15 protein-coding genes are annotated in these 19,136 nt (G+C 70.9%); 2 read left to right on the plus strand and 13 right to left on the minus strand.

Annotated features, from left to right (window positions below; genetic code table 11):
• Nucleotides 1–85: 85 nt before the first annotated feature.
• The 13 genes from ACWD1Z_RS02375 to ACWD1Z_RS02435 form a co-directional block, all read right to left on the minus strand.
• Complete coding sequence (locus ACWD1Z_RS02375; protein WP_451115442.1) at nt 86–1,369, minus strand: thymidine phosphorylase; 1,284 nt, start codon at nt 1,367–1,369, stop codon at nt 86–88.
• A 79-nt stretch (nt 1,370–1,448) separates the two neighbouring features.
• The gene (locus tag ACWD1Z_RS02380) at nt 1,449–1,847 is read right to left on the minus strand and encodes a cytidine deaminase (RefSeq protein ID WP_451114847.1); all 399 of its coding nucleotides are present in this window, start codon (nt 1,845–1,847) and stop codon (nt 1,449–1,451) included.
• Entirely contained in the window at nt 1,844–3,121 is a 1,278-nt protein-coding gene (locus ACWD1Z_RS02385; RefSeq protein WP_451114849.1) for an ABC transporter permease, read from the minus strand. Before ACWD1Z_RS02385 ends, ACWD1Z_RS02380 begins: the two co-directional genes overlap by 4 nt.
• Nucleotides 3,118–4,239 (minus strand): ABC transporter permease, encoded by a 1,122-nt coding sequence (locus tag ACWD1Z_RS02390; protein ID WP_451114850.1) that lies wholly within the window; start codon nt 4,237–4,239, stop codon nt 3,118–3,120. The genes ACWD1Z_RS02385 and ACWD1Z_RS02390 overlap by 4 nt, the downstream gene beginning before the upstream one ends.
• The gene (locus ACWD1Z_RS02395; RefSeq protein ID WP_451114852.1) at nt 4,239–5,807 is read right to left on the minus strand and encodes an ABC transporter ATP-binding protein; all 1,569 of its coding nucleotides are present in this window, start codon (nt 5,805–5,807) and stop codon (nt 4,239–4,241) included. Before ACWD1Z_RS02395 ends, ACWD1Z_RS02390 begins: the two co-directional genes overlap by 1 nt.
• A gap of 212 nt (nt 5,808–6,019) precedes the next feature.
• Nucleotides 6,020–7,066, minus strand: a complete 1,047-nt coding sequence (locus tag ACWD1Z_RS02400; protein ID WP_451114853.1) for a BMP family lipoprotein — start codon at nt 7,064–7,066, stop codon at nt 6,020–6,022.
• Between the two features lie 277 nt (nt 7,067–7,343).
• Nucleotides 7,344–8,393 carry a BMP family lipoprotein gene (locus tag ACWD1Z_RS02405; RefSeq protein ID WP_451114855.1) on the minus strand — a complete coding sequence of 350 codons (1,050 nt, stop codon included), beginning with the start codon at nt 8,391–8,393 and terminating at the stop codon, nt 7,344–7,346.
• Between the two features lie 258 nt (nt 8,394–8,651).
• Complete coding sequence (locus ACWD1Z_RS02410; RefSeq protein WP_451114857.1) at nt 8,652–9,875, minus strand: M20 family metallopeptidase; 1,224 nt, start codon at nt 9,873–9,875, stop codon at nt 8,652–8,654.
• 219 nt (nt 9,876–10,094) lie between these two features.
• Nucleotides 10,095–11,654, minus strand: a complete 1,560-nt coding sequence (locus ACWD1Z_RS02415; protein ID WP_451114859.1) for a PH domain-containing protein — start codon at nt 11,652–11,654, stop codon at nt 10,095–10,097.
• A gap of 72 nt (nt 11,655–11,726) precedes the next feature.
• Entirely contained in the window at nt 11,727–12,797 is a 1,071-nt protein-coding gene (locus tag ACWD1Z_RS02420; protein ID WP_451114860.1) for a hypothetical protein, read from the minus strand.
• Between the two features lie 47 nt (nt 12,798–12,844).
• Nucleotides 12,845–13,786 carry an N-acetylneuraminate synthase family protein gene (locus ACWD1Z_RS02425; RefSeq protein WP_451114862.1) on the minus strand — a complete coding sequence of 314 codons (942 nt, stop codon included), beginning with the start codon at nt 13,784–13,786 and terminating at the stop codon, nt 12,845–12,847.
• Nucleotides 13,787–13,800: 14 nt separating this feature from the next.
• On the minus strand, nt 13,801–15,027 hold the full coding sequence (locus ACWD1Z_RS02430; protein ID WP_389415278.1) for a cytidylyltransferase domain-containing protein: 1,227 nt from the start codon (nt 15,025–15,027) through the stop codon (nt 13,801–13,803).
• Between the two features lie 134 nt (nt 15,028–15,161).
• Nucleotides 15,162–16,508 carry a DUF6716 putative glycosyltransferase gene (locus tag ACWD1Z_RS02435; RefSeq protein ID WP_451114864.1) on the minus strand — a complete coding sequence of 449 codons (1,347 nt, stop codon included), beginning with the start codon at nt 16,506–16,508 and terminating at the stop codon, nt 15,162–15,164.
• Nucleotides 16,509–16,706: 198 nt separating this feature from the next.
• Here ACWD1Z_RS02435 and ACWD1Z_RS02440 point away from each other — a divergent pair, with 198 nt between their 5' ends.
• Both ACWD1Z_RS02440 and ACWD1Z_RS02445 read left to right on the plus strand, forming a co-directional pair.
• Nucleotides 16,707–17,693 (plus strand): glycosyltransferase family 2 protein, encoded by a 987-nt coding sequence (locus tag ACWD1Z_RS02440; RefSeq protein ID WP_451114866.1) that lies wholly within the window; start codon nt 16,707–16,709, stop codon nt 17,691–17,693.
• Complete coding sequence (locus tag ACWD1Z_RS02445) at nt 17,693–19,027, plus strand: alpha-2,8-polysialyltransferase family protein (RefSeq protein ID WP_451114868.1); 1,335 nt, start codon at nt 17,693–17,695, stop codon at nt 19,025–19,027. Before ACWD1Z_RS02440 ends, ACWD1Z_RS02445 begins: the two co-directional genes overlap by 1 nt.
• Nucleotides 19,028–19,136 lie beyond the last annotated feature (109 nt).

Below are 19,136 nucleotides of genomic sequence, written 5' to 3' on the forward strand. Positions count from 1 at the left end.
CCGGCGGGCGAGCAGCGTCGCCGAGACGGCGACGGGACCGGCGGCAGTCCGCCGGTCCCGTGCGCCCTGAGGGGGAAACCCCAGGTCAGGCGATGCGTTCCAGCACCACCGGCGACGCCGTGAAGGCCGTTCCCGGCGCCGCGATGTCGTAGGAGCCCTCCACCGCCTGGAGCGCGTAGTCGAAGCGTTCCGGGGTGTCGGTGTGCAGGGTCAGCAGGGGCTGGCCCGCGCGGACCTCGTCGCCGGGCTTGGCGTGCATCTCCACGCCCGCGCCCGCCTGGACCGGATCCTCCTTGCGGGCCCGGCCCGCGCCAAGCCGCCAGGCGGCCACGCCGATGCCGTACGCGTCGAGGCGGGTCAGGACGCCCGACGCCGGCGCCGTGATGACGTGCTGCTCCTTCGCGACCGGCAGTTCGGCGTCCGGGTCGCCGCCCTGCGCCGCGATCATCCGGCGCCAGACGTCCATCGCCGAGCCGTCGGCGAGGGCCTTGGCCGGGTCGGCGTCCCGGATGCCCGCCGCCGCCAGCATCTCCCGGGCCAGCGCGATCGTCAGCTCGACCACGTCCGAGGGGCCGCCGCCCGCCAGGACCTCCACCGACTCGCGGACCTCCAGCGCGTTGCCCGCGGTCAGGCCCAGCGGGGTCGCCATGTCCGTGAGGAGCGCGACCGTCTTCACGCCGTGGTCCGTGCCCAGGCCCACCATCGTGGACGCCAGCTCACGGGCGTCCTCGATCGTCTTCATGAAGGCGCCGGTGCCCACCTTCACGTCCAGCACCAGCGAGCCGGTGCCCTCGGCGATCTTCTTCGACATGATCGAGGAGGCGATCAGCGGGATCGCCTCGACCGTGCCGGTGACGTCCCGCAGCGCGTAGAGCTTCTTGTCCGCGGGGGCCAGTCCGTCGCCCGCCGCGCAGATCACCGCGCCGGTGGTGTCGAGGACGGACAGCATCTCCTCGTTCGACAGCAGCGCGCGCCAGCCCGGGATCGACTCCAGCTTGTCCAGCGTGCCGCCGGTGTGGCCGAGGCCGCGGCCCGAGAGCTGGGGCACGGCCGCGCCGCACGCCGCCACCAGGGGCGCCAGCGGCAGCGTGATCTTGTCGCCGACGCCGCCGGTGGAGTGCTTGTCGGCCGTCGGACGGGACAGGGACGAGAAGTCCATGCGCTCGCCGCTCGCGATCATCGCGGCCGTCCAGCGGGCGATCTCCCGCCGGTTCATGCCGTTGAGCAGGATCGCCATGGCGAGCGAGGACATCTGCTCGTCGGCGACCTCGCCGCGGGTGTACGCGTCGATGACCCAGTCGATCTGCTCGTCGCTGAGCTCACCGCGGTCCCGCTTGGTGCGGATCACGGAGATGGCGTCCGACAACACAACAGCCATGGCTTTCCTTCCGACGTTCTCAAGAAAGTGCGCGGCCCCTCTGAAGCGGTTCAGAGGGGCCGCACGGGAGTTACTTGGCGAGATGGCCCGGGCCGAAGGCCTGCGGCAGCATCTCCGACAGCGGGAGGATCCCCGCCGGTGTCTCCACCAGCAGCTCGGCCCCGCCGAACTCGTACAGCAGCTGCCGGCAGCGGCCGCACGGGACGAGGATCTCGCCCCCGCCGTCCACGCAGGTGAAGTGCGTGAGCCGGCCGCCCCCGGTGCGCTGGAGCTCCGAGACCAGACCGCACTCGGCGCACAGGCCGAGGCCGTAGGAGGCGTTCTCCACATTGCAGCCGGAGACCGTGCGGCCGTCGTCGACGAGGGCCGCGACGCCGACCGGGTAACCCGAGTAGGGGGCGTAGGCGTGGCTCATCGCCTCCCGCGCCACCTCCCGCAGGGCGTCCCAGTCGAAGTCGCCCGGCGTCACTTGCCCTGGCCCTTCCGGTAGGGCAGACCGTCCGCCTTGGGCATCCTGAGGCGCTGGGCCGACAGGGCGAGGACGATCAGCGTGATGACGTACGGCGTGGCCGAGACGACCTGGTTCGGGACCTCGTTGGTGCCCGCGTACCAGGCGAACACCAGGGCGCCGATGAGCAGCGTGACGGCCGCGTGGACGTACTTCTTGCGCACGGCCAGCCAGATCGCCCCGATGACCAGCAGCAGCGCGCCGAGCAGCAGCAGGGCGTGGACGTTCTCCGAGCCGCCGCGCAGGTTGAGGCTGTCGGTGTAGCCGAACAGACCGGCGCCGATGGCGAGGCCGCCCGGCATCCAGTTGCCGAAGATCATCGCGGCGAGGCCGATGTAACCGCGGCCGCTGACCTGGCCCTCCAGATAGAAGGGGTTGGCGACGATGGAGAGGAAGACGCCACCGAGGCCGGCCAGACCGCCGGAGATGATCACGGCCAGGTACTTGTACTTGTAGACGTTCACGCCGAGGGACTCGGCGGCGACCGGGTTCTCGCCGCAGGAGCGCAGCCGCAGACCGAACGCCGTACGCCACAGGATCCACCAGGTGGCGGGGATCAGCGCGACCGCGATCAGGGTCAGCCAGGACACGTTGGTGACCAGGCCGCCGAGCAGACCGGCGATGTCCGAGATGAAGAACCAGCCCTTGTCGTTCAGGTCCCGCAGCCCGTCGGACAGCCCCGGCACGGTGAAGTGGCCGAGCGATTCGACCGCCGGGGACTGCTTGGCGGAGCCGCCCGCGTGGCCCTCGAAGGCGAGCGGGGCGAGGTAGCGGGTGGCGCCGAGGGCGAGGATGTTGATGGCCACACCGGAGACGATGTGGTTGACGTTGAAGGTGACGGTGACGAAGGCGTGCAGCAGACCGCCGATGCAGCCGCCGATGATGCCGACGAGGACACCGGTCCACGGGCCCCACTGGAAGCCGGCCCAGGCACCGAACCAGGTGCCGAGGATCATCATGCCCTCGAGGCCGATGTTGACGACGCCCGCCCGCTCGGCCCACAGACCGCCGAGACCGGCGAGGCCGATCGGCACGGCGAGCTGGAGCGCGGTGGACATCTGGCTGACGTTGGTGATGCCGTCGGCGCCGGTGATGATGCGGACGAGGGAGGTCAGCGCCAGGGCTCCGGCGATGACCAGCAGCAGGACGGGCCACGACAGGCGGCGGCCGGTGGGTGCCGCGGGCTGGAGCGTGGGCTGGTTGACGTCGACCGCTGAGGTCTGGGGGGTGGTCATCGGCCCGCCACCTCCTTCGTGTTGTTGTCGGCGCCGAGCACGTGCCCGGCGGCGAGCTCCGCGCCGACGCGGCGCTGCTGGCGGCGCAGGCCCCACTCGCGGACGGCTTCGTAGGAGACGACGACCGAGAGCACGATCAGGCCCTGCATGATGACCGCGATCTCCTTGTCGTAGTCGTGGAAGTCCAGCTCGGGCGAGGCCTTGTCGAGCCAGGCCCACAGCAGCGCGGCGAACGCGATGCCGACCGGGCTGTTCCGGCCGAGCAGGGCGATGCCGATGCCGAGGAAGCCGATGCCGGTGGGGAAGTTCAGGCTGTAGGTGTGGGTGTCGCCGAGCAGGATCGGCAGACCGGCCAGGCCCGCGATGGCGCCGGAGATCAGCATGGCGGTGAGCACCATGCGCTTGGGGTCGACACCGCTGGCCGCGGCGGCGGACTCGGAGGCGCCGGAGGCGCGCAGGTCGAAGCCGAAGCGGGTGCGGTTGAGGACGACCCAGTAGCCGATGCCGAGCAGCACGGCGAGGATGACCAGGCCGTAGATCTCGCCCGCGTCGCCCATGTCGATGCCGGGGATCCAGCCGGACTCGTGCATCTCGCCGGTGGTGTTGTTGTTGCCGACCTTCACACCGAAGACGTCGGGCAGCCACAGGTAGGCGATCACGGAGGTCGCGATCGCGTTGAGCATGATCGTCGCGACGACCTCGCTGACGCCCCGGGTGACCTTGAGGACACCGGCGATGCCGGACCAGAAGGCGCCGGTGCAGAGGGCGGTCAGGAGCAGCAGCGGGACCTGGACGGCGGCCGGCAGGTCGGCGTGGGCGCCGACGATGGCGGCCATCATGGCGGCGAGCTGGTACTGGCCGTCGACGCCGATGTTGAACAGGTTCATCCGGAAGCCGATGGCCACCGCGAGGGCCGCGATGTAGTACATCGAGGCCTGGTTGATGATCAGCACCTGGATGTCGGAGAACGAGGCCTGCTCGAACATCAGGGTGTACGGCTCGACCGGGTTCTTGCCCGAGGCGATGAGCACCACCGAGCTCAGCGCGAAGGCCACGGCGAGCGCGATGACCGGACCGGCCACCGCGAGGAGCACGCGCTCCTTGTCGAACTTCTTCATCAGCGGGCCTCGTCTTCGCCGGGCTCAGAAGACTCAGGGGCGTCTTCAGCGGTTTCTTCGTGCTCCAGGTGGCCGGTCGCGGCACCGGTCATCGCCGAGCCGAGCTCCTCCGGGGTGATGGTGGCCGGGTCGGCGTCCGCGACCAGCTTGCCGTTGTAGATCACCCGGAGCGTGTCGGACAGACCGATCAGCTCGTCCAGGTCGGCGGAGATCAGCAGCACGGCCAGGCCCTCGCGGCGGGCCTCGCGGATGTGGTCCCAGATCGCGGCCTGGGCGCCGACGTCCACACCGCGGGTGGGGTGGGCGGCGATCAGGAAGCGCGGGCTGTGGCTCATCTCGCGGCCGACGATCAGCTTCTGCTGGTTGCCGCCGGACAGGGAGGCGGCGGTGACGTCGATGCCGGGGGTGCGGACGTCGTAGGCCTCGACGATGCGGCGGGTGTCCTCCTGCGCGGCCTTCGGGTCCAGCCATACGCCCTTGGCGAGGGGCTTTTCGGTGACATGGCCGAGGATGCGGTTCTCCCAGAGGGGGGCCTCCAGGAGCAGGCCGTGCCGGTGGCGGTCCTCGGGGATGTAGCCGATGCCCTGCTCGCGGCGCTTGCGGGTGGTCCAGGCGGTGATCTCCTCCTCGGCGAGGCTGATCGTGCCGGAGTCGGCGCTCTTGAGGCCGATGAGGGCGTCGACCAGTTCCGTCTGGCCGTTGCCCTCGACGCCGGCGATGCCCAGGACCTCGCCCGCGTGGATGGTGAAGCTGATGTCGTCCAGCAGGGCCTTGCCGCCGGGCGCCGCCAGGCGCAGCTTGTCGACGGTGATGACCGGGCGGTCGGTGACCGTGGACTCGGCGGTCTCCGGGGTGGGCAGCTCGCTGCCGACCATCATCTCGGCGAGCTGACGCGGGGTCGTCTCGGCGGGGACGGCCGTGCCGACGGTGGTGCCGCGGCGGATGACGGTGATCTCGTCGGCGACGGAGAGCACCTCGCCGAGCTTGTGCGAGATGAAGATGACGGAGAGGCCCTCGGCCTTGAGCTCGCGCAGGTTGTCGAAGAGCGCGTCGACCTCCTGCGGCACCAGGACGGCGGTGGGCTCGTCGAGGATCAGCGTGGTGGCGCCGCGGTAGAGGACCTTGAGGATCTCCACGCGCTGGCGGGCGGCGACCCCGAGCTCCTCGACCAGGAGGTCGGGCTGCACGCCGAGGCCGTAGCGCTCGGAGATCTCCTTGATCCGGCGGCGGGCCTTGGCGCCGATGCCGTGGAGCTTCTCGCTGCCGAGGACCACGTTCTCCAGGACCGTGAGGTTGTCGGCGAGCATGAAGTGCTGGTGGACCATGCCGATGCCGCGGGCGATGGCGTCGGCCGGCGACGAGAAGGTGACCTGCTCGCCGTCGATGGCGATGGTGCCCTCGTCCGGCTTCTGCATGCCGTAGAGGATCTTCATTAGGGTCGACTTGCCGGCGCCGTTCTCGCCGACGAGGGCGTGGACGGTGCCCTTGCGGACGGTGAGGTGGATGTCGTGGTTGGCCACGACGCCCGGGAATCGCTTCGTGATCCCGGCGAGTTCGACGGCGGTCACCTGACCGTTGACCGCCGCGTCGGCCGGAGGGCTGCTGGACGCGTTGATGGCGCACTCTCCTGGGGACGGGGGTCGTCTACGCGCGTAGCGCCCCTACGGCATACAAAGGGGCGACGCACCGCTGACAACGGGGTACGGGGAGCCGGCCCCCCGTACCCCGTCGAGCGGACGTAACCCCGCGGTTACACGCTGCTCAGGGTGTTGCTTGATTGTCAGCTCGACTTGACCTTGATCTCGCCCTTGATGATCTTCTCCTTGGCCGTTTCGATGGCTTCCTGGAGCTCGGCGTTGTCCGCGAACTTCGGGTTGGAGTTCGACAGGCTCACCTCGCCGGTCTTCAGATCGCCACGAACGATACCGGTCTCGGGCTTGCCGTCCTCGACCGACTTCGCCAGGTTGTAGACCGCCTTGGCGACGTCCTTCATCGCCGAGGTGAGGATCGAGTCCTTGTACTTGGCGAGGGCTTCCTGCCGGTACTGGTCGGAGTCGACACCGATGGCCCACACCTTGTTCGCGGCGGCGGCCTCGATGACGCCCTGGCCGGAGAGACCGGCCGCCGCGTAGACGACGTCGGCCTTCTTCTCGATCTGGCCCTCGGCGGCCGTCTTGCCCTTGTCGGGGCTGGAGAAGCCACCCTCCTCCGCGGTCTGCGTGAGGTACTGGGAGAGGACCTTCGCCTTGGGGTTGGTGTCCTTGACGCCCTGCTCGAAGCCGGCCTGGAACTTGTGGATCAGCGGGATGTCCACACCGCCCACGAAGCCGACGACGTTCGACTCGGTGCTCTTGGCCGCGGCGACGCCGGCCAGGTAGGACGCCTCCTCCTCGGAGAAGACCAGGTCGGCGACGTTCTTCGCCTCGACCGTGGAGTCGTCCACGATGCCGAAGGTGGTGTCCGGGAACTTCTCCGAGGCGCCCTTGACGGCGGCGGCGTACGCGTAGCCGACACCCACGACCGGGTTGTAGCCCTGCTTGGCCAGCGACTCCAGGCGCTGCTGCTTGTCCGCGTCCGTCTCGCCCTCGGTGGGCTCGACGTCCTGCGTCGCGTAGCCGAACTCCTTCTTCGCCCGCTCCAGGCCGGCGTAGGCCGCGTCGTTGAAGGACTGGTCGCCCTTGCCGCCGACGTCGTACGCGATGGCCAGGCCCTTGTCGCCCTTCGACTCGGACGAGCTCTCGGAGGAGGTGCCGCCGCAGGCGGAGAGCGCGAGGGCCAGAGAGGCGGTCGCTGCGCCTGCGACCGTGATCCGGGAAATCCGGCGCATGTGAGGTGCTCCTAGTCGTACAAGCGCCGGAGGACAGTGCTTCACAGCTTCGGCGCTGGGCTTCGCCGCAGATTAACGCGCGTAGACCAACCTGAAAACCCCTTCTGTCCACCTTGTTATCCGCCCGTGCCCAACGCCACCCGAGCCCTGGCCGGAGGCTTGCCGAACGCAAAGGAGAGGTGGCGTTGGGTGACCTTGCCCGGGAACGCCGAAGCGGGCGGGGGCACAGGGCCCACCGCCCGCTCGGCGATCCGGACCACCCGGTCCGGGCGCAGGACTACTCCGTCTTGACCTTGATGGTGCCGTCGATGATGCCTTCCTTGGCCTTGGCCACGGCATCGGTCAGGCCCGCGATCTCGGCCATCTTCGGGTTGCTCTCCGCGAGGCCCACGCCGTTCACCTTCAGGTCGAAGGTCTGGACGCCGGTCAGCGGCTTGTCGTCGTGGACGGACTTGGCGAGGGCGTAGACCGCGCCGCCGACGTCCTTGAGCGCGGAGGTCAGGATGTACTCCTTGTACGCCCCGAGCGCTTCCTGCTGGTACTGGTCGGAGTCGACGCCGATCGCCCAGACCTTCGCCTTGGCGGCGGCCTCGATCACGCCCTGGCCGGAGAGACCGGCCGCCTGGTAGACGACGTCGGCCTTCTTCTCGATCTGGCCCTCGGCGGCGGCCTTGCCCTTGTCGGGGCTGGAGAAGCCGCCCTCCTCGGCGGTCTGGGTCAGGTACTGCGAGATGACCTTGACCTTCGAGTTGGTGTCCTGCACGCCCTGCTTGTAGCCGGCCTCGAACTTGTGGATCAGCGGGATGTCCACACCGCCGACGAAGCCCACGGTGTTGGTCTTGGTGGCCTTGGCGGCGGCGACACCGGCGAGGTACGAGGCCTGCTCCTCGGCGAAGACCAGGGAGGCGACGTTGTCGCCCTCGACCACGGAGTCGACGATGCCGAAGGTGGTGTCCGGGTGGTTCTTGGCCACGGCCTCCATGGCGGGGCCGTAGGCGAAGCCGACGCCGATCACCGGGTTGTAGCCCTGCTTGGCGAGGGAGGCCAGCCGCTGCTCCTTGTCGGCGTCCGTCTCGCCCTCGGTGGGCTCGATGTCGGCCGTCTTGTAGCCGAACTCCTTCTGGGCCTTCTCCAGACCGGCGTACGCGGCGTCGTTGAAGGACTGGTCGCCCTTGCCGCCGATGTCGTACGCGATCGCGAGGCCGAGGTCCTCCTTGGAGGAGCCGCTGTCGCTGTCGTCGCTGCTGGTACCGCCGCAGGCCGTGGCAGCGAGCGCGATGGACGCGACCCCCACCGCGACACGGGTCAGTTTGGATGTCCGACGCATCGTGAAGTTCCCCATTCTCCAAGCCCCGCAGTGGGTGCTGAGTTCGGCGCACATTAACGCGCGTAGACACTCCTGGGAACGGGGTACCGCGTGGCCGTTATCCATTCGTGCCGATGGCCGGTTACGTCCCCGTGAACCACTGGACGGAAAATATGCATTCCTGGACATCCCGGTGTGCCTGTCAGTGCCGGGGCGCATGGCTGAGCGCCCTGGGGCCAGGCTCCACCCGGGGACCTCCGGCCGCAACCGGAGCACCCCCTACAGGTCGATCAGCGCCGCCGCCGTGAACAGCTCCACGCCCACCGTGATCGCGTGCTCGTCCACGTCGAAGTCACCCTGGTGGAGGTCGCGCACCGTGCGCTCGCCCGGCGTGCGGACGCCGAGCCGGGCCATCGCGCCCGGCACGTGCTCCAGGTACCAGGAGAAGTCCTCGCCGCCGAGGCTCTGCTCGGTGCCCTCGACGGAGTCGGCGCCGCGGCGGGCGATCATCGCGTCGCGGAGCAGTTCGGTGACGCCGGGGTCGTTGACCACGGGCGGCACCCCGCGGACGTAGTTGATCTCGGACTTGGCGCGGTGCAGGTTGGCGACCTCGTCGATCGCGGCGACCACGATGTCGGGCGCCTGGCGCCAGGCGGCGATGTCCAGGCAGCGCACGGTCCCGGAGAGCTCGGCGTGCTGCGGGATGACGTTCGGCGCGTGGCCGGACTCGATCCGGCCCCAGGTCACGGCGAGTCCGCTACGGGTGTCCACGCGCCGGGCGACCAGCGCGGGGACGTCGGTCACCACCCGGGCGACGGCGGTGACCAGGTCGGTGGTCAGATGCGGGCGCGCGGTGTGGCCGCCGGGGCCGCCCAGCGCGATCTCCAGACGGTCGCAGGCGGAGGTGATCGGCCCCTCGCGCAGACCGACCCGCCCGGCGTCCACCCGGGGGTCGCAGTGCACGGCGAGGATCCGGCCGACGCCCTGCAGCGCCCCGCTCTCGATGACGTCGGCGGCGCCGCCGGGCAGGACCTCCTCGGCGGGCTGGAAGATCAGCCGTACCGGCCGGGGCAGCAGGCCCTTGCCGTGCAGGTCGGCCATGACCAGACCGGCGCCGAGCACCACGGTGGTGTGCACGTCGTGTCCGCAGGCGTGCGCCCGGTCGGGCACGGTCGAGCGGTACGGGCAGTCGGTCTTGGCGTCCGGGATGGGCAGGGCGTCGATGTCGGCCCGCAGGGCGAGCGCGGGCAGCCCGTCGTCCCAGTTGCCGATGTCACACACGAGCCCGGTCCCCGCGGGGAGCACCCGCGGCTTCAGGCCCGCCTTCTCCAGCCGCTCCTTGATCGCGGCGGTGGTACGGAACTCCTGGTTGCCGAGTTCGGGGTGCATGTGCAAGTCACGGCGGAACGCGACGAGTTCGGCACGCAGCGCCTCGGGGAGCGTGCCGGGAAGCGACGCTTCCCCGGCTTCGACGCGGAGATCGGCCTCGGACTCTACGGACATCAAGTGCTTCACCCTCTGAAGGGTAGGACGCCCGGGTGGTCAACTGACCCTCGATCAACAAAAGTTCAGCCCGTTAGGGGAAGAAAAACTGACCGCCAGGCGCATAGGCGTGGTCTGGGATGGGTAAACTCCCGCTCTTTTTCGAACGAGTCGATCATGGTTACTCATCCGCTCTCCTACCAACCCTTACCACGCCGCGGGCAGTCCTGTCGGTTCTGTTCATCTGCCGGAAGCCTGCGTCGAGGCGTCCTCGAGCGTTTGTGCAGCCTCGACGGCGCGCAGGATGCGGGCCAGGTCGGCCGGGGCGGCGGCCAGGCGGACGGGGGCGCCGGCGTCGTCGAGGCCGGCGATGTGCCAGCTCCGGGGCACGCTGTCACCGTCGGTGCCCCGGGCCCGGCGCACCTCCTTGACGGTGAGCCGCCGCACGGGGATGGTCCGCGCCGCGAACCGGCCGGGGCCGGGGGTCACCGCGGGCGGCTGCTCACCGCCCAGGGCGATGTGGGTGCCGAAGCCGTGCGGGTTGTAGTCGGTGGACTCCAGGAAGCGGGCGGGCAGGAAGACCTCCTCCCGCGCCTCCTCCCGCGCCTCGTCCGGGGCAGCCCCCTGCGGGGGACGGACCCGGGTGGCCCGCCAGGCCCGGGCGGCCATGGCGAGGGTCGCGGCGGTGCCCGCGGCGGCCCAGACGACGGTCTCGGGGGTGTCGAAGAGGGTCGTGGGGTGGCGGTGGCACAGCGGCAGCAGCCACGCCCCGGTTCCGGCGAGGACGGCCGCGAAGGGCAGGGCGGACGGAAGGACCTCGCCGGCGGGGAGGCGGCGCCCGCGCAGCCGCATCAGCATCAGGGCCCCGGGGTAGCCCGCGGCGAGGGCGAGTCCGGCCGCTACGGCGGCCATGTCGCCGGGGACGGGGACGTGCCGGCGCCAGACGTACCGGCTTCCGGCGACCTCCATCACCTCGCCGCGCCAGGCGGTGAGCTCGACCCGGTCGCCGGGTTCGAACTCCTGAGCGGCCTCGCGCGACACGGCCAGCCGGTCGATCGGCCGGTCGTCGGCGAAGTACAGGAGCCTGCCGCGTCGCGGCCCGTCCTGTTCGGTGCGCTCGATCACGGCCGGGATGCGCGTCAGGCACTCACGCCGGTCCTCGGCGGGGGTCGTGGCGGTGCACGGAGCGGCCGCCCGCCACTCCCGGCGGTCCGCGTCGACGTGCGGGACGAGCCAGGCGGCGAGGCCCGCGCCCGCGAGCAGCAGGACGCACAGCACGGGGACCCAGATCGAGCCGCGGCCGGCGGTGCGCTGGGAGACGACGACGAGGTGGTCCGACTCGGGGGCTCCGTGGCGGCGGTGCAGGGCGCGCAGGGCGTCCAGGCCGGTGTCGAAGTCCGCGTCGGTCCCGCTCCCGCTCCATCCCACGGGCAGCGGCAGCTGCCGCTCGGACCCGTCGCGCAGCACCAGCAGGACGTGCCGGGACTCTCCACCCCGGCGCCAGGTCTTCACCCGGATGCGAAGGTCGGCGATGTCCGGCCAGGGCACGGTCCGGCGCCGGGCGCGGATGCCGCGGGCGCCGGCGCGGACCTCCGCGGTGGCGAGGCGCAGCGCGGCGAGACCGAGGCCGAGGCACAGCACGCCGACACCGGCGAGCGGAACCGGACCGCCGAGGGCGAGGCCGAGGGCGGCGAGCACGGCTCCGGCCGCCATGATCCCCACGACGACCCGCAGGGCCCGCCGCCGGCGGGAGCGGAAGACGAGGTCATCACCACTGTGCACACCGTTCACAGCGGCCATCCTGCCCGGGGTCGGGGAGGGTGCGGGAGCCCGTGGCGCAGGAGAGGCGTTCCTGCCGGCCCGCGAGCCCGGCTAGACCGCCGTCACCGCCGCCAGCCGGTGGACGTCCTTCGCCGAGCCCGTGACCCCGGACAGGAAGCCCTGCGCCCGGGGGGAGGCGTGGTCGGTCAGCCAGGTGGGGTCGATGTCGCAGACCGCGACCTTCACATCGGTGCCGGCCAGGGCGAGGGGGAGGGTGTGGACGACCGTGGACGGGAAGCTCAGGATCGTCCTGCCGATCGGGCCCCGGCGGGCGATCAGTTCGAGGGGGAGGTCCGGGCGGACTATTTCCAGCCCGGTCTCGACCGCGAGGCGGTGGAGCTTCTCCGTGCTCTCGCGGCGGTGGGCGAAGTAGCGGGTGGCGCCGTGCGCCTTGGCGAGGGTGCGGACCGCTTCCACGTAGCGCTCGGCGTCCACCACGCCGGTCTCCACCAGCGAGGTGCCGACCAGGTCCGCGCCCTTGCCGATGCGCGGCGGGCCGAAGCGGGCGCGGGTCCAGGCGAAGTCGTTCGCCGACACCGCCAGGCCCGGCAGGGTCTCCTCCATCGGCATGGAGGAGAAGATCTCCACCCGGCGGTCCTCCCCGGGCGTCAGCCGGCGGCGGGCCACCGAGGAGACCGGGGCCAGGAGCAGGTCCCGGGGGCCGCGGCGGCCGCCCTTGCGGTGCCAGCGCACCAGGCGTTCGCCGCGGGCCAGCTGGGCGACGAACTCCATCGTCGCCGTGCCGTCGTCGACCACCACCAGGTCCCGGGCCCGGGTGATCGTCAGCAGCAGCTGGACGTAGCGGGAGAAGGGGTCCCCGAGGACCACGCGGGGTGCCCGGCGCAGGGTGCCCGCCAGGCCCGCGATCGTCTGGAAGGGCGCCGTCGCGCCGCTGCGCGCCTCCTCCCAGCGGACCTCGTGCCCCTCCTCGCGGGCCAGCTCCGACATGCGTCGCAGCTGGCCGCGGGTCATCGGGTCGATCGGGGAGAGGACCACCAGGGTGAGCCCCGCGCCGAGCGCCTGCTCCTGGGCATGCGCCCACTCCAGCACGTTGAGCAGCTGTACCGGACTCTCGACGAACGCGAGAGTGCGGGAGCCGGCGGTCCCGGCGCGGGGGCTCATCTACGTACGACCGTCCCGTCGTAGGAGGATCGGGGAAGGGTGGTGGGTCAGACCGACAGCGGCTCGCCCGCGGCCGCGGCGATCTCCGCCTCGGCGACGACACCCTGGACGCGGCGCAGCTTCTTCATCGGGCCCAGCTCGGAGTCGTAGACCTTCTTGACGCCGTCGCCGAGGGAGGACTCGATCGTGCGGATGTCGCGCACCAGGCGGGTGAGGCCCTGCGGCTCCACCGAGGCGGCCTGGTCCGAGCCCCACATGGCGCGGTCGAGGGTGATGTGGCGCTCGACGAAGGTGGCGCCCAGGGCGACCGCCGCGAGGGTGGTCTGCAGGCCCGTCTCGTGGCCGGAGTAGCCGATCGGGACGTTCGGGTACTCGGCCTGGAGGGTGTTGATCACGCGCAGGTTGAGCTCCTCGGCCTTGGCCGGGTAGGTCGACGTGGCGTGGCAGAGCAGGATGTTGTCCGAGCCGAGGACCTCGACCGCGTGGCGGATCTGCTTCGGGGTGGACATACCGGTGGAGAGGATGACGGTGCGGCCGGTGGCGCGCAGGGCGCGCAGCAGCTCGTCGTCGGTCAGCGAGGCGGAGGCCACCTTGTGGGCGGGGACGTCGAACTTCTCCAGGAAGGCGACGGCCTCGGTGTCCCACGGGGAGGCGAACCAGGCGATGTTCCTGGACTTGCAGTACTCGTCGATCTGGCGGTACTCGTCCTCGCCGAACTCCACGCGGTGGCGGTAGTCGATGTAGGTCATGCGGCCCCAGGGGGTGTCGCGCTCGATGTCCCACTGGTCGCGCGGGGTGCAGATCTCGGGGGTGCGCTTCTGGAACTTGACCGCGTCGCAGCCGGCCTCGGCCGCCACGTCGATCAGCTTGAAGGCGTTCTCCAGCTCGCCGTTGTGGTTGATGCCGATCTCGCCGCAGATGTAGACGGGCTGGCCGGGGCCGGCCAGGCGGGAGGAACCGAACTTGCGGACACGGGAGTTGGTGCTCATGGCGTGAACTGTCCTTACTTGGTGAGGGAGTCGAGAGAGGGGCCGAGGATCCAGCTGGCGATCTCTCGGATCGCGCCGTCGCCACCCGGGACGGTGGTGACCGCGCGTGCGGCGCCGCGCACGACGTCGTGGGCGCTCGCGACCGCCACGGGCCAGCCGACGAGGGCGAAGCACGGGAGGTCGTTGACGTCGTTGCCGACGTAGAGCACGCGCTCAGGCGCGATGCCCTGCTCCTCGCACCACTGCTTCAGTGCGAGGTCCTTGCGGTCGATGCCGTGCAGGACCGGGATCTTGAGCTTCCGGGCCCGGGCGGCGACCACAGGGTTCTGCTCCGTGGAGAGGATCAGCATCGTCAGGCCGCTCCTGCGCAGGGCGGCGATGCCGAGGCCGTCCCCGCGGTGCACGGAGACGAACTCCTTTCCATCGGTGTCGATCAGCACCCGGTCATCGGTCTGGGTGCCGTCGAAATCCAGGACGACCGCGTCGATGTCGGCGGCGGTCGGCAGCGCACCGGGGCGGTCCGCGTCGAACAGCGGCGCGAGGGCGCGGGCGCGCGCGAGGTCGTGCGGGTCGTCGATCTCCAGCACGCGCGCGGGGTCGGTGCGGACGAGTTCGGTCCGGCCGAAGAAGCGGTGGTTGTGGGTCCGGAACCCGGCCGCGTCCATCGCGTAGGCGGCGCCGGTCTCCAGGTAGTCCTGGGGACGGTCCTGGCGGCGCGGGCGGTAGGACTTGTCGTGGTTGACGCCGACGCCGCCGTCGGCGGGCTCCTCGGCGTCGCGCCAGACGAAGCCGTGGAAGGGGGCCACGGTGACGGCGGTGTCGGCGCCGTTCTCGACGACGGCCGCCGCGACCCCGTCGATGTCCTCGCGGATCACGAAGGGGCTGGTGCACTGGACCAGCATGACCACGTCGACCGGCGCGCCGTGCAGCGCCTCGTGGGTGTCCATGGCGTGCAGGACGGCCGCCTCGGAGGTGGCCGTGTCACCGGCGATGGCGGCGGGGCGCAGCACCACCTCGGCGCCGGCCTCACGGGCGGCGGCGGCGATGGCCTGGTCGTCCGTGGAGACCACGACGTCGGTCACCAGCCGGGTGGCCAGGCACTCGCGCACCGCACGAGCCACCAGGGGCACCCCGCCGACCGGAGCGAGGTTCTTCGCGGGCACGCCCTTGGAGCCGCCGCGGGCGGGAATGACGGCGAGCACGCGGCGCACGAAGGCGGCGTCCGCCGGGGAGTCGGACATGGATTGCACTCCAGGATTCGCGGAGGTACGGAAGGCGGCGGGGCCGCCCGTGAGGGGCGCGGGGCGGTACCGGTCGGCGGCTCCGCCGCGGGGCGCGGCAGGCCCGGACGGCGCGGCGGACAGCGAACGACCGCTCACAGCTCCCCCATCCGGCGGATGACGGGCGCCACCCGCTGCACCCCGTGCCGATAGGCGCCACGGGCGGCCCGGCGCACGATCTGCCGGACGGGTCCCGGGTCCTTGTCATGCGCGGGAGCGCCCGGCAGCGGACTGCCGTCGGGACCGAGATGGTGGCGGGCGAGGATGCCGGGCAGGTAGCCCGGCGCCGTCACGGGCGTGTAGTACGGGGTCAGCGGAGCCAACCCGCCGGGCAGGGCGCGCAACTTGGCGATCCGCCCGCGCGCGGCGTCGAAGGCGGTCTCGTACCCGCCGTCCGCCGCGACGCCCTGGCGGGCCACCCACTGCTCGTCGGGGACCGGACGGTGTCCCTCGTCCAGCTGGTCCCAGGAGGCGAGGCAGCCGGAGCCGACGAAGTGGTGGTTGCCGAGTGTCTCGCGCACCCCGAGGTCGGTGAGCACGACGGTGGGGATCCGCCGGTGCAGGGACTCCAGCGCGGCCGTCGAACTGACCGTGACCAGCAGGTCGGTACGGTCCAGCACCTCGCCCATGTGCCCGTACACCAGCCGGAAGTTGGCCGGTACGTCCAGTTTCTGCACCAGCTTCTGGTAGGGCAACTCCTCGATGTGCGTGGTGTGTTCGCCCGGCTTGGAGCGCAGCTTGAGCAGCACCTCGCGCTCGGGGTGCAGCCGCGCGTGCCGGACCAGGCGGTTCAGCAGGTACGTACGGTCCTTGCGGCTCTCGGGGACGGAGGGCTGCGCGGCGAAGACGACCGTGTACGGGTCGTGCTCCCCCTCGTAGGGCGCGCCGCCGAGGAACGGCAGCGCCACCTCCGTCACCGCCGAGGCGTCGGCGCCGACCCCCTCGTAGACCGCGCGGAAGCGCTCCGCGTCCTGGCGGGAGTTGGCGAGGACGAGGTCGGCGCCGTGCCGCAGCAGCAGGCCGTCGGCGAGCTTCTCGTAGACCACGCCGACGTAGCCGGTGACGACGACGGGGCGCTTCTCGCGGCCCTCCCAGACCCTCTTCAGTCCGTGCAGCACAGCCTGGACACCACCGCCGACGAGGGCCAGGACGAGGATGTCGTACTCCTCGTCGGCCATCGTGCGCAGGAATTCCACCGTGGTCACCTCGCGCATCGAGGCGGCCTGCACGCCGACCTCCGCCAGTTGACGGGCGGTCGGCGTGGCCCGGCCGCGCAACAGGAATCCATCGAGGGAAGGGGCGACTTGCGTGTCCCCTTCCGCTCCGGCTTCCATGGACGGGCCCGGGGCGATGCGGCCCGCCGTCAGCGCACCCCATTTCCAGCGGGTGTCGGAGTCCGCGAGGACGGCGATACGCGGCGGCTTCGTTGTACTTGCTGGCACGAAGATGACGCTAGGAAGCATTTCCTAGGTATAGCCCAACCGCGAATCAACGAAAAGTTAACAACATCCCACCGCGAGCCGAACTGGCCCGTCAAAACCCGGGAAGTACATGGCATGCACCGTTCCGACACACTGAGTTCACCCGCCGTACGCGCGCCGTCCAGTTCCACCGCCGAGCACCCTTCTAACCTTTCTCAGGTGCCAAAGCTTTCCGTGATCGTGCCGTTCTACAACGTGCAGCAATACGCCCCGGACACCCTCAGGAGCCTTCGTGCGAACGCCCGGAGCGACTTCGAGTTCATCCTTGTGGACGACTGTTCGAAGGATGAAACTCCCGCCATTCTCGAACGAGCGGCCGAGCAACTCTCGGACGTCGCACAAGTGCGTTACCTCCGCCATGAAGTGAACGGAGGTCTCGCCACCGCCCGAAACACCGGTCTGGACGCCGCGACCGGCGAATACCTGACCTTCCTCGACGGCGACGACTGGCTCGCGCCCGGCTACTTCACCGAACTGGTGGGCGCCATCGAGGAGCTGGGCTGCGACTTCGTCCGGACGGACCACGTCCAGGCCCACGCCCGCGCCCGCTCGGTGCACCGGGTACCGCACGGCCGCCGGGGCGAGGTCCTCGACCCGCGGGCGGCGATCCTGCCCGCCGACCGGACGACCTCCGTCGACTACGCCTACGCCTGGGCCGGCGCCTACCACCGGCGGCTGCTGGACAAGGGCCTGCTGCACTTCACCGACGGACTGCGCACCGCAGAGGACCGGCCGTGGATCTGGAAGCTGCACCGCGAGGCCGAGTCGTTCGCCGTCGTCAGTCTGCTCGGCGTCTTCTACCGCCGGGGCGTCGCCGGTTCTCTCACCCAGATCGGTGACATCCGTCAACTCGACTTCATCCGCGCCTTCGATCAGGTCATCGAGGAAACCGCGGCTGACCGGGAGGCCGACCAGCTGCTGCCCAAGGCGGTACGCACCTACTGTGCGATCATCGCGCATCACCTCTCGGACGAGTCCAAGTGGGAACCGGCCGTGGCCAAGCAGCTGCGCGCGATGAGCGCGGCGGCCATAAAGCGGATGCCGCAGGACGCGCTCGGGGACGTGCTCGAAACCATGGACCTGCGCCGGGCCAGCAAGCTGCGCCGGCTGCGGCGCCGGGCCACCACTGCGAAGGCGGCCGCGTGATGTCCCGTAACACCACCCAGATCTTCTGCGTCTCCACGCTCTACGGGGCCGCCACCCTGGCCGCCGCGCTGGACTCGGAGTGCTTCGCCGAGGCGGACCGCCGGCTGCTGCTGGTGTTCAACAACTCCGCGACCCCGGAGACCACTGTGGCGGTGGACGAGATGCCGGGGTTCGAGTCGCTGCGGGACCACTTCGACGGGGTGATCTCCTTCAACGAGGCCATCCGGCCGTTCCACCCCGGGGCCTGGGCGCCGCGCACCGACGACCTGCCGCTGTTCGAGCGGTACTTGCGGCTGCTGTGGGGCCTGGGCGACGACGACGTGGAGATCGTCCTGGAGTCCATCCAGGTCAACCCGGCGCTGGCGCTCGCCCAGATCTTCACCGGCGCCCCGCTGCACGTCTACGCCGACGGCCTGATGAGCTACGGCCCCACCCGCAACAAGCTCGACCCGCTGGTCGGCACCCGCGTCCGGCGCCTGCTCCACCTGGACCTGGTGCCGGGCCTGACCCCCCTGCTGCTCACCGAGTTCGACGTGCCCGCCGAGGTCGTGCCGGGCACGGCCTTCCTGAAGGTGATGGGCGAACTCGCGGGCGCCGTCGAGGAGCTGCCGGTCTTCCCGGACAACTCCGCACTCCTGCTCGGGCAGTACCTCTCCGCGCTGAACATCCTCACCCCGGAGGCGGAGGAGGAGCTGCACGTACGGATGATGCGCGGGGCGGTGCAGCGCGGGCACCGGGCGATCGTGTTCAAGCCGCACCCCACGGCGCCGGCCCGCTACAGCCGCGCCCTGGAGACCGAGGCCGAGCGGCTGGGCGTCGAACTCACCGTGCTGGACACCCCGGTGCTCGCCGAGGTGCTGTTCGAGAAGTCCCGCCCCGGCCTGGTCGTCGGCTGCTTCTCGACCGCGCTGTTCACCGCGTCCGCCTTCTACGACCTGCCGGTCGCCCGGATCGGCACCGAGCCGCTGCTGGACCGGCTGACGCCGTACCAGAACAGCAACCGCATCCCCGCGGTGCTGGCGGACGCGGTACTGCCCGATCTGGAGAACCGCAAGGGCGAGGAGACCGTCCCGGCACGGACGCTGGGCGCGCTGATCGCCGCCATAGGGTTCACCATGCAGCCGCAGATCTACCCGACCCTGCGGCCCGCCGCCGAGCGGTATCTCGCGGAGCACTTCACGCCGCGCACCCAGCGCTACTTCAAGCGCAAGCGGCTCACCTCGCTGGGCCTGCCCGGCGGTATTCCGGAGCGGCTGTCGTTCCTGCCGCGCAACTCCACGGCCCGCCGGGTGGTGCGGCGGGCCAAGGCGCTGAAGAAGGCGGTGCGCCGCTGAGCCAATACCCGGTGAACTACCGGGAAAGGCCGAGGAAACGGGGGCACACCGTCGGATTAAACCGATGAATCCATGGTGTGGGCGGCGTTCGAATCCCTAGGATCACGGA

This window comes from Streptomyces sp. NPDC002784, from assembly GCF_053592135.1.

What these genes read in the sequence shown, in the direction of transcription:
- ACWD1Z_RS02430 (WP_389415278.1), bottom strand. Translation starts at nt 15,027, where the DNA reads ATGTCCGACTCCCCGGCGGACGCCGCCTTCGTGCGCCGCGTGCTCGCC.
- ACWD1Z_RS02425 (WP_451114862.1), bottom strand. Translation starts at nt 13,786, where the DNA reads ATGAGCACCAACTCCCGTGTCCGCAAGTTCGGTTCCTCCCGCCTGGCC.
- ACWD1Z_RS02400 (WP_451114853.1), bottom strand. Translation starts at nt 7,066, where the DNA reads ATGCGCCGGATTTCCCGGATCACGGTCGCAGGCGCAGCGACCGCCTCT.
- ACWD1Z_RS02385 (WP_451114849.1), bottom strand. Translation starts at nt 3,121, where the DNA reads ATGACCACCCCCCAGACCTCAGCGGTCGACGTCAACCAGCCCACGCTC.
- ACWD1Z_RS02415 (WP_451114859.1), bottom strand. Translation starts at nt 11,654, where the DNA reads ATGGCCGCTGTGAACGGTGTGCACAGTGGTGATGACCTCGTCTTCCGC.
- ACWD1Z_RS02390 (WP_451114850.1), bottom strand. Translation starts at nt 4,239, where the DNA reads ATGAAGAAGTTCGACAAGGAGCGCGTGCTCCTCGCGGTGGCCGGTCCG.
- ACWD1Z_RS02420 (WP_451114860.1), bottom strand. Translation starts at nt 12,797, where the DNA reads ATGAGCCCCCGCGCCGGGACCGCCGGCTCCCGCACTCTCGCGTTCGTC.
- ACWD1Z_RS02410 (WP_451114857.1), bottom strand. Translation starts at nt 9,875, where the DNA reads ATGTCCGTAGAGTCCGAGGCCGATCTCCGCGTCGAAGCCGGGGAAGCG.
- ACWD1Z_RS02445 (WP_451114868.1), top strand. Translation starts at nt 17,693, where the DNA reads ATGTCCCGTAACACCACCCAGATCTTCTGCGTCTCCACGCTCTACGGG.
- ACWD1Z_RS02405 (WP_451114855.1), bottom strand. Translation starts at nt 8,393, where the DNA reads ATGCGTCGGACATCCAAACTGACCCGTGTCGCGGTGGGGGTCGCGTCC.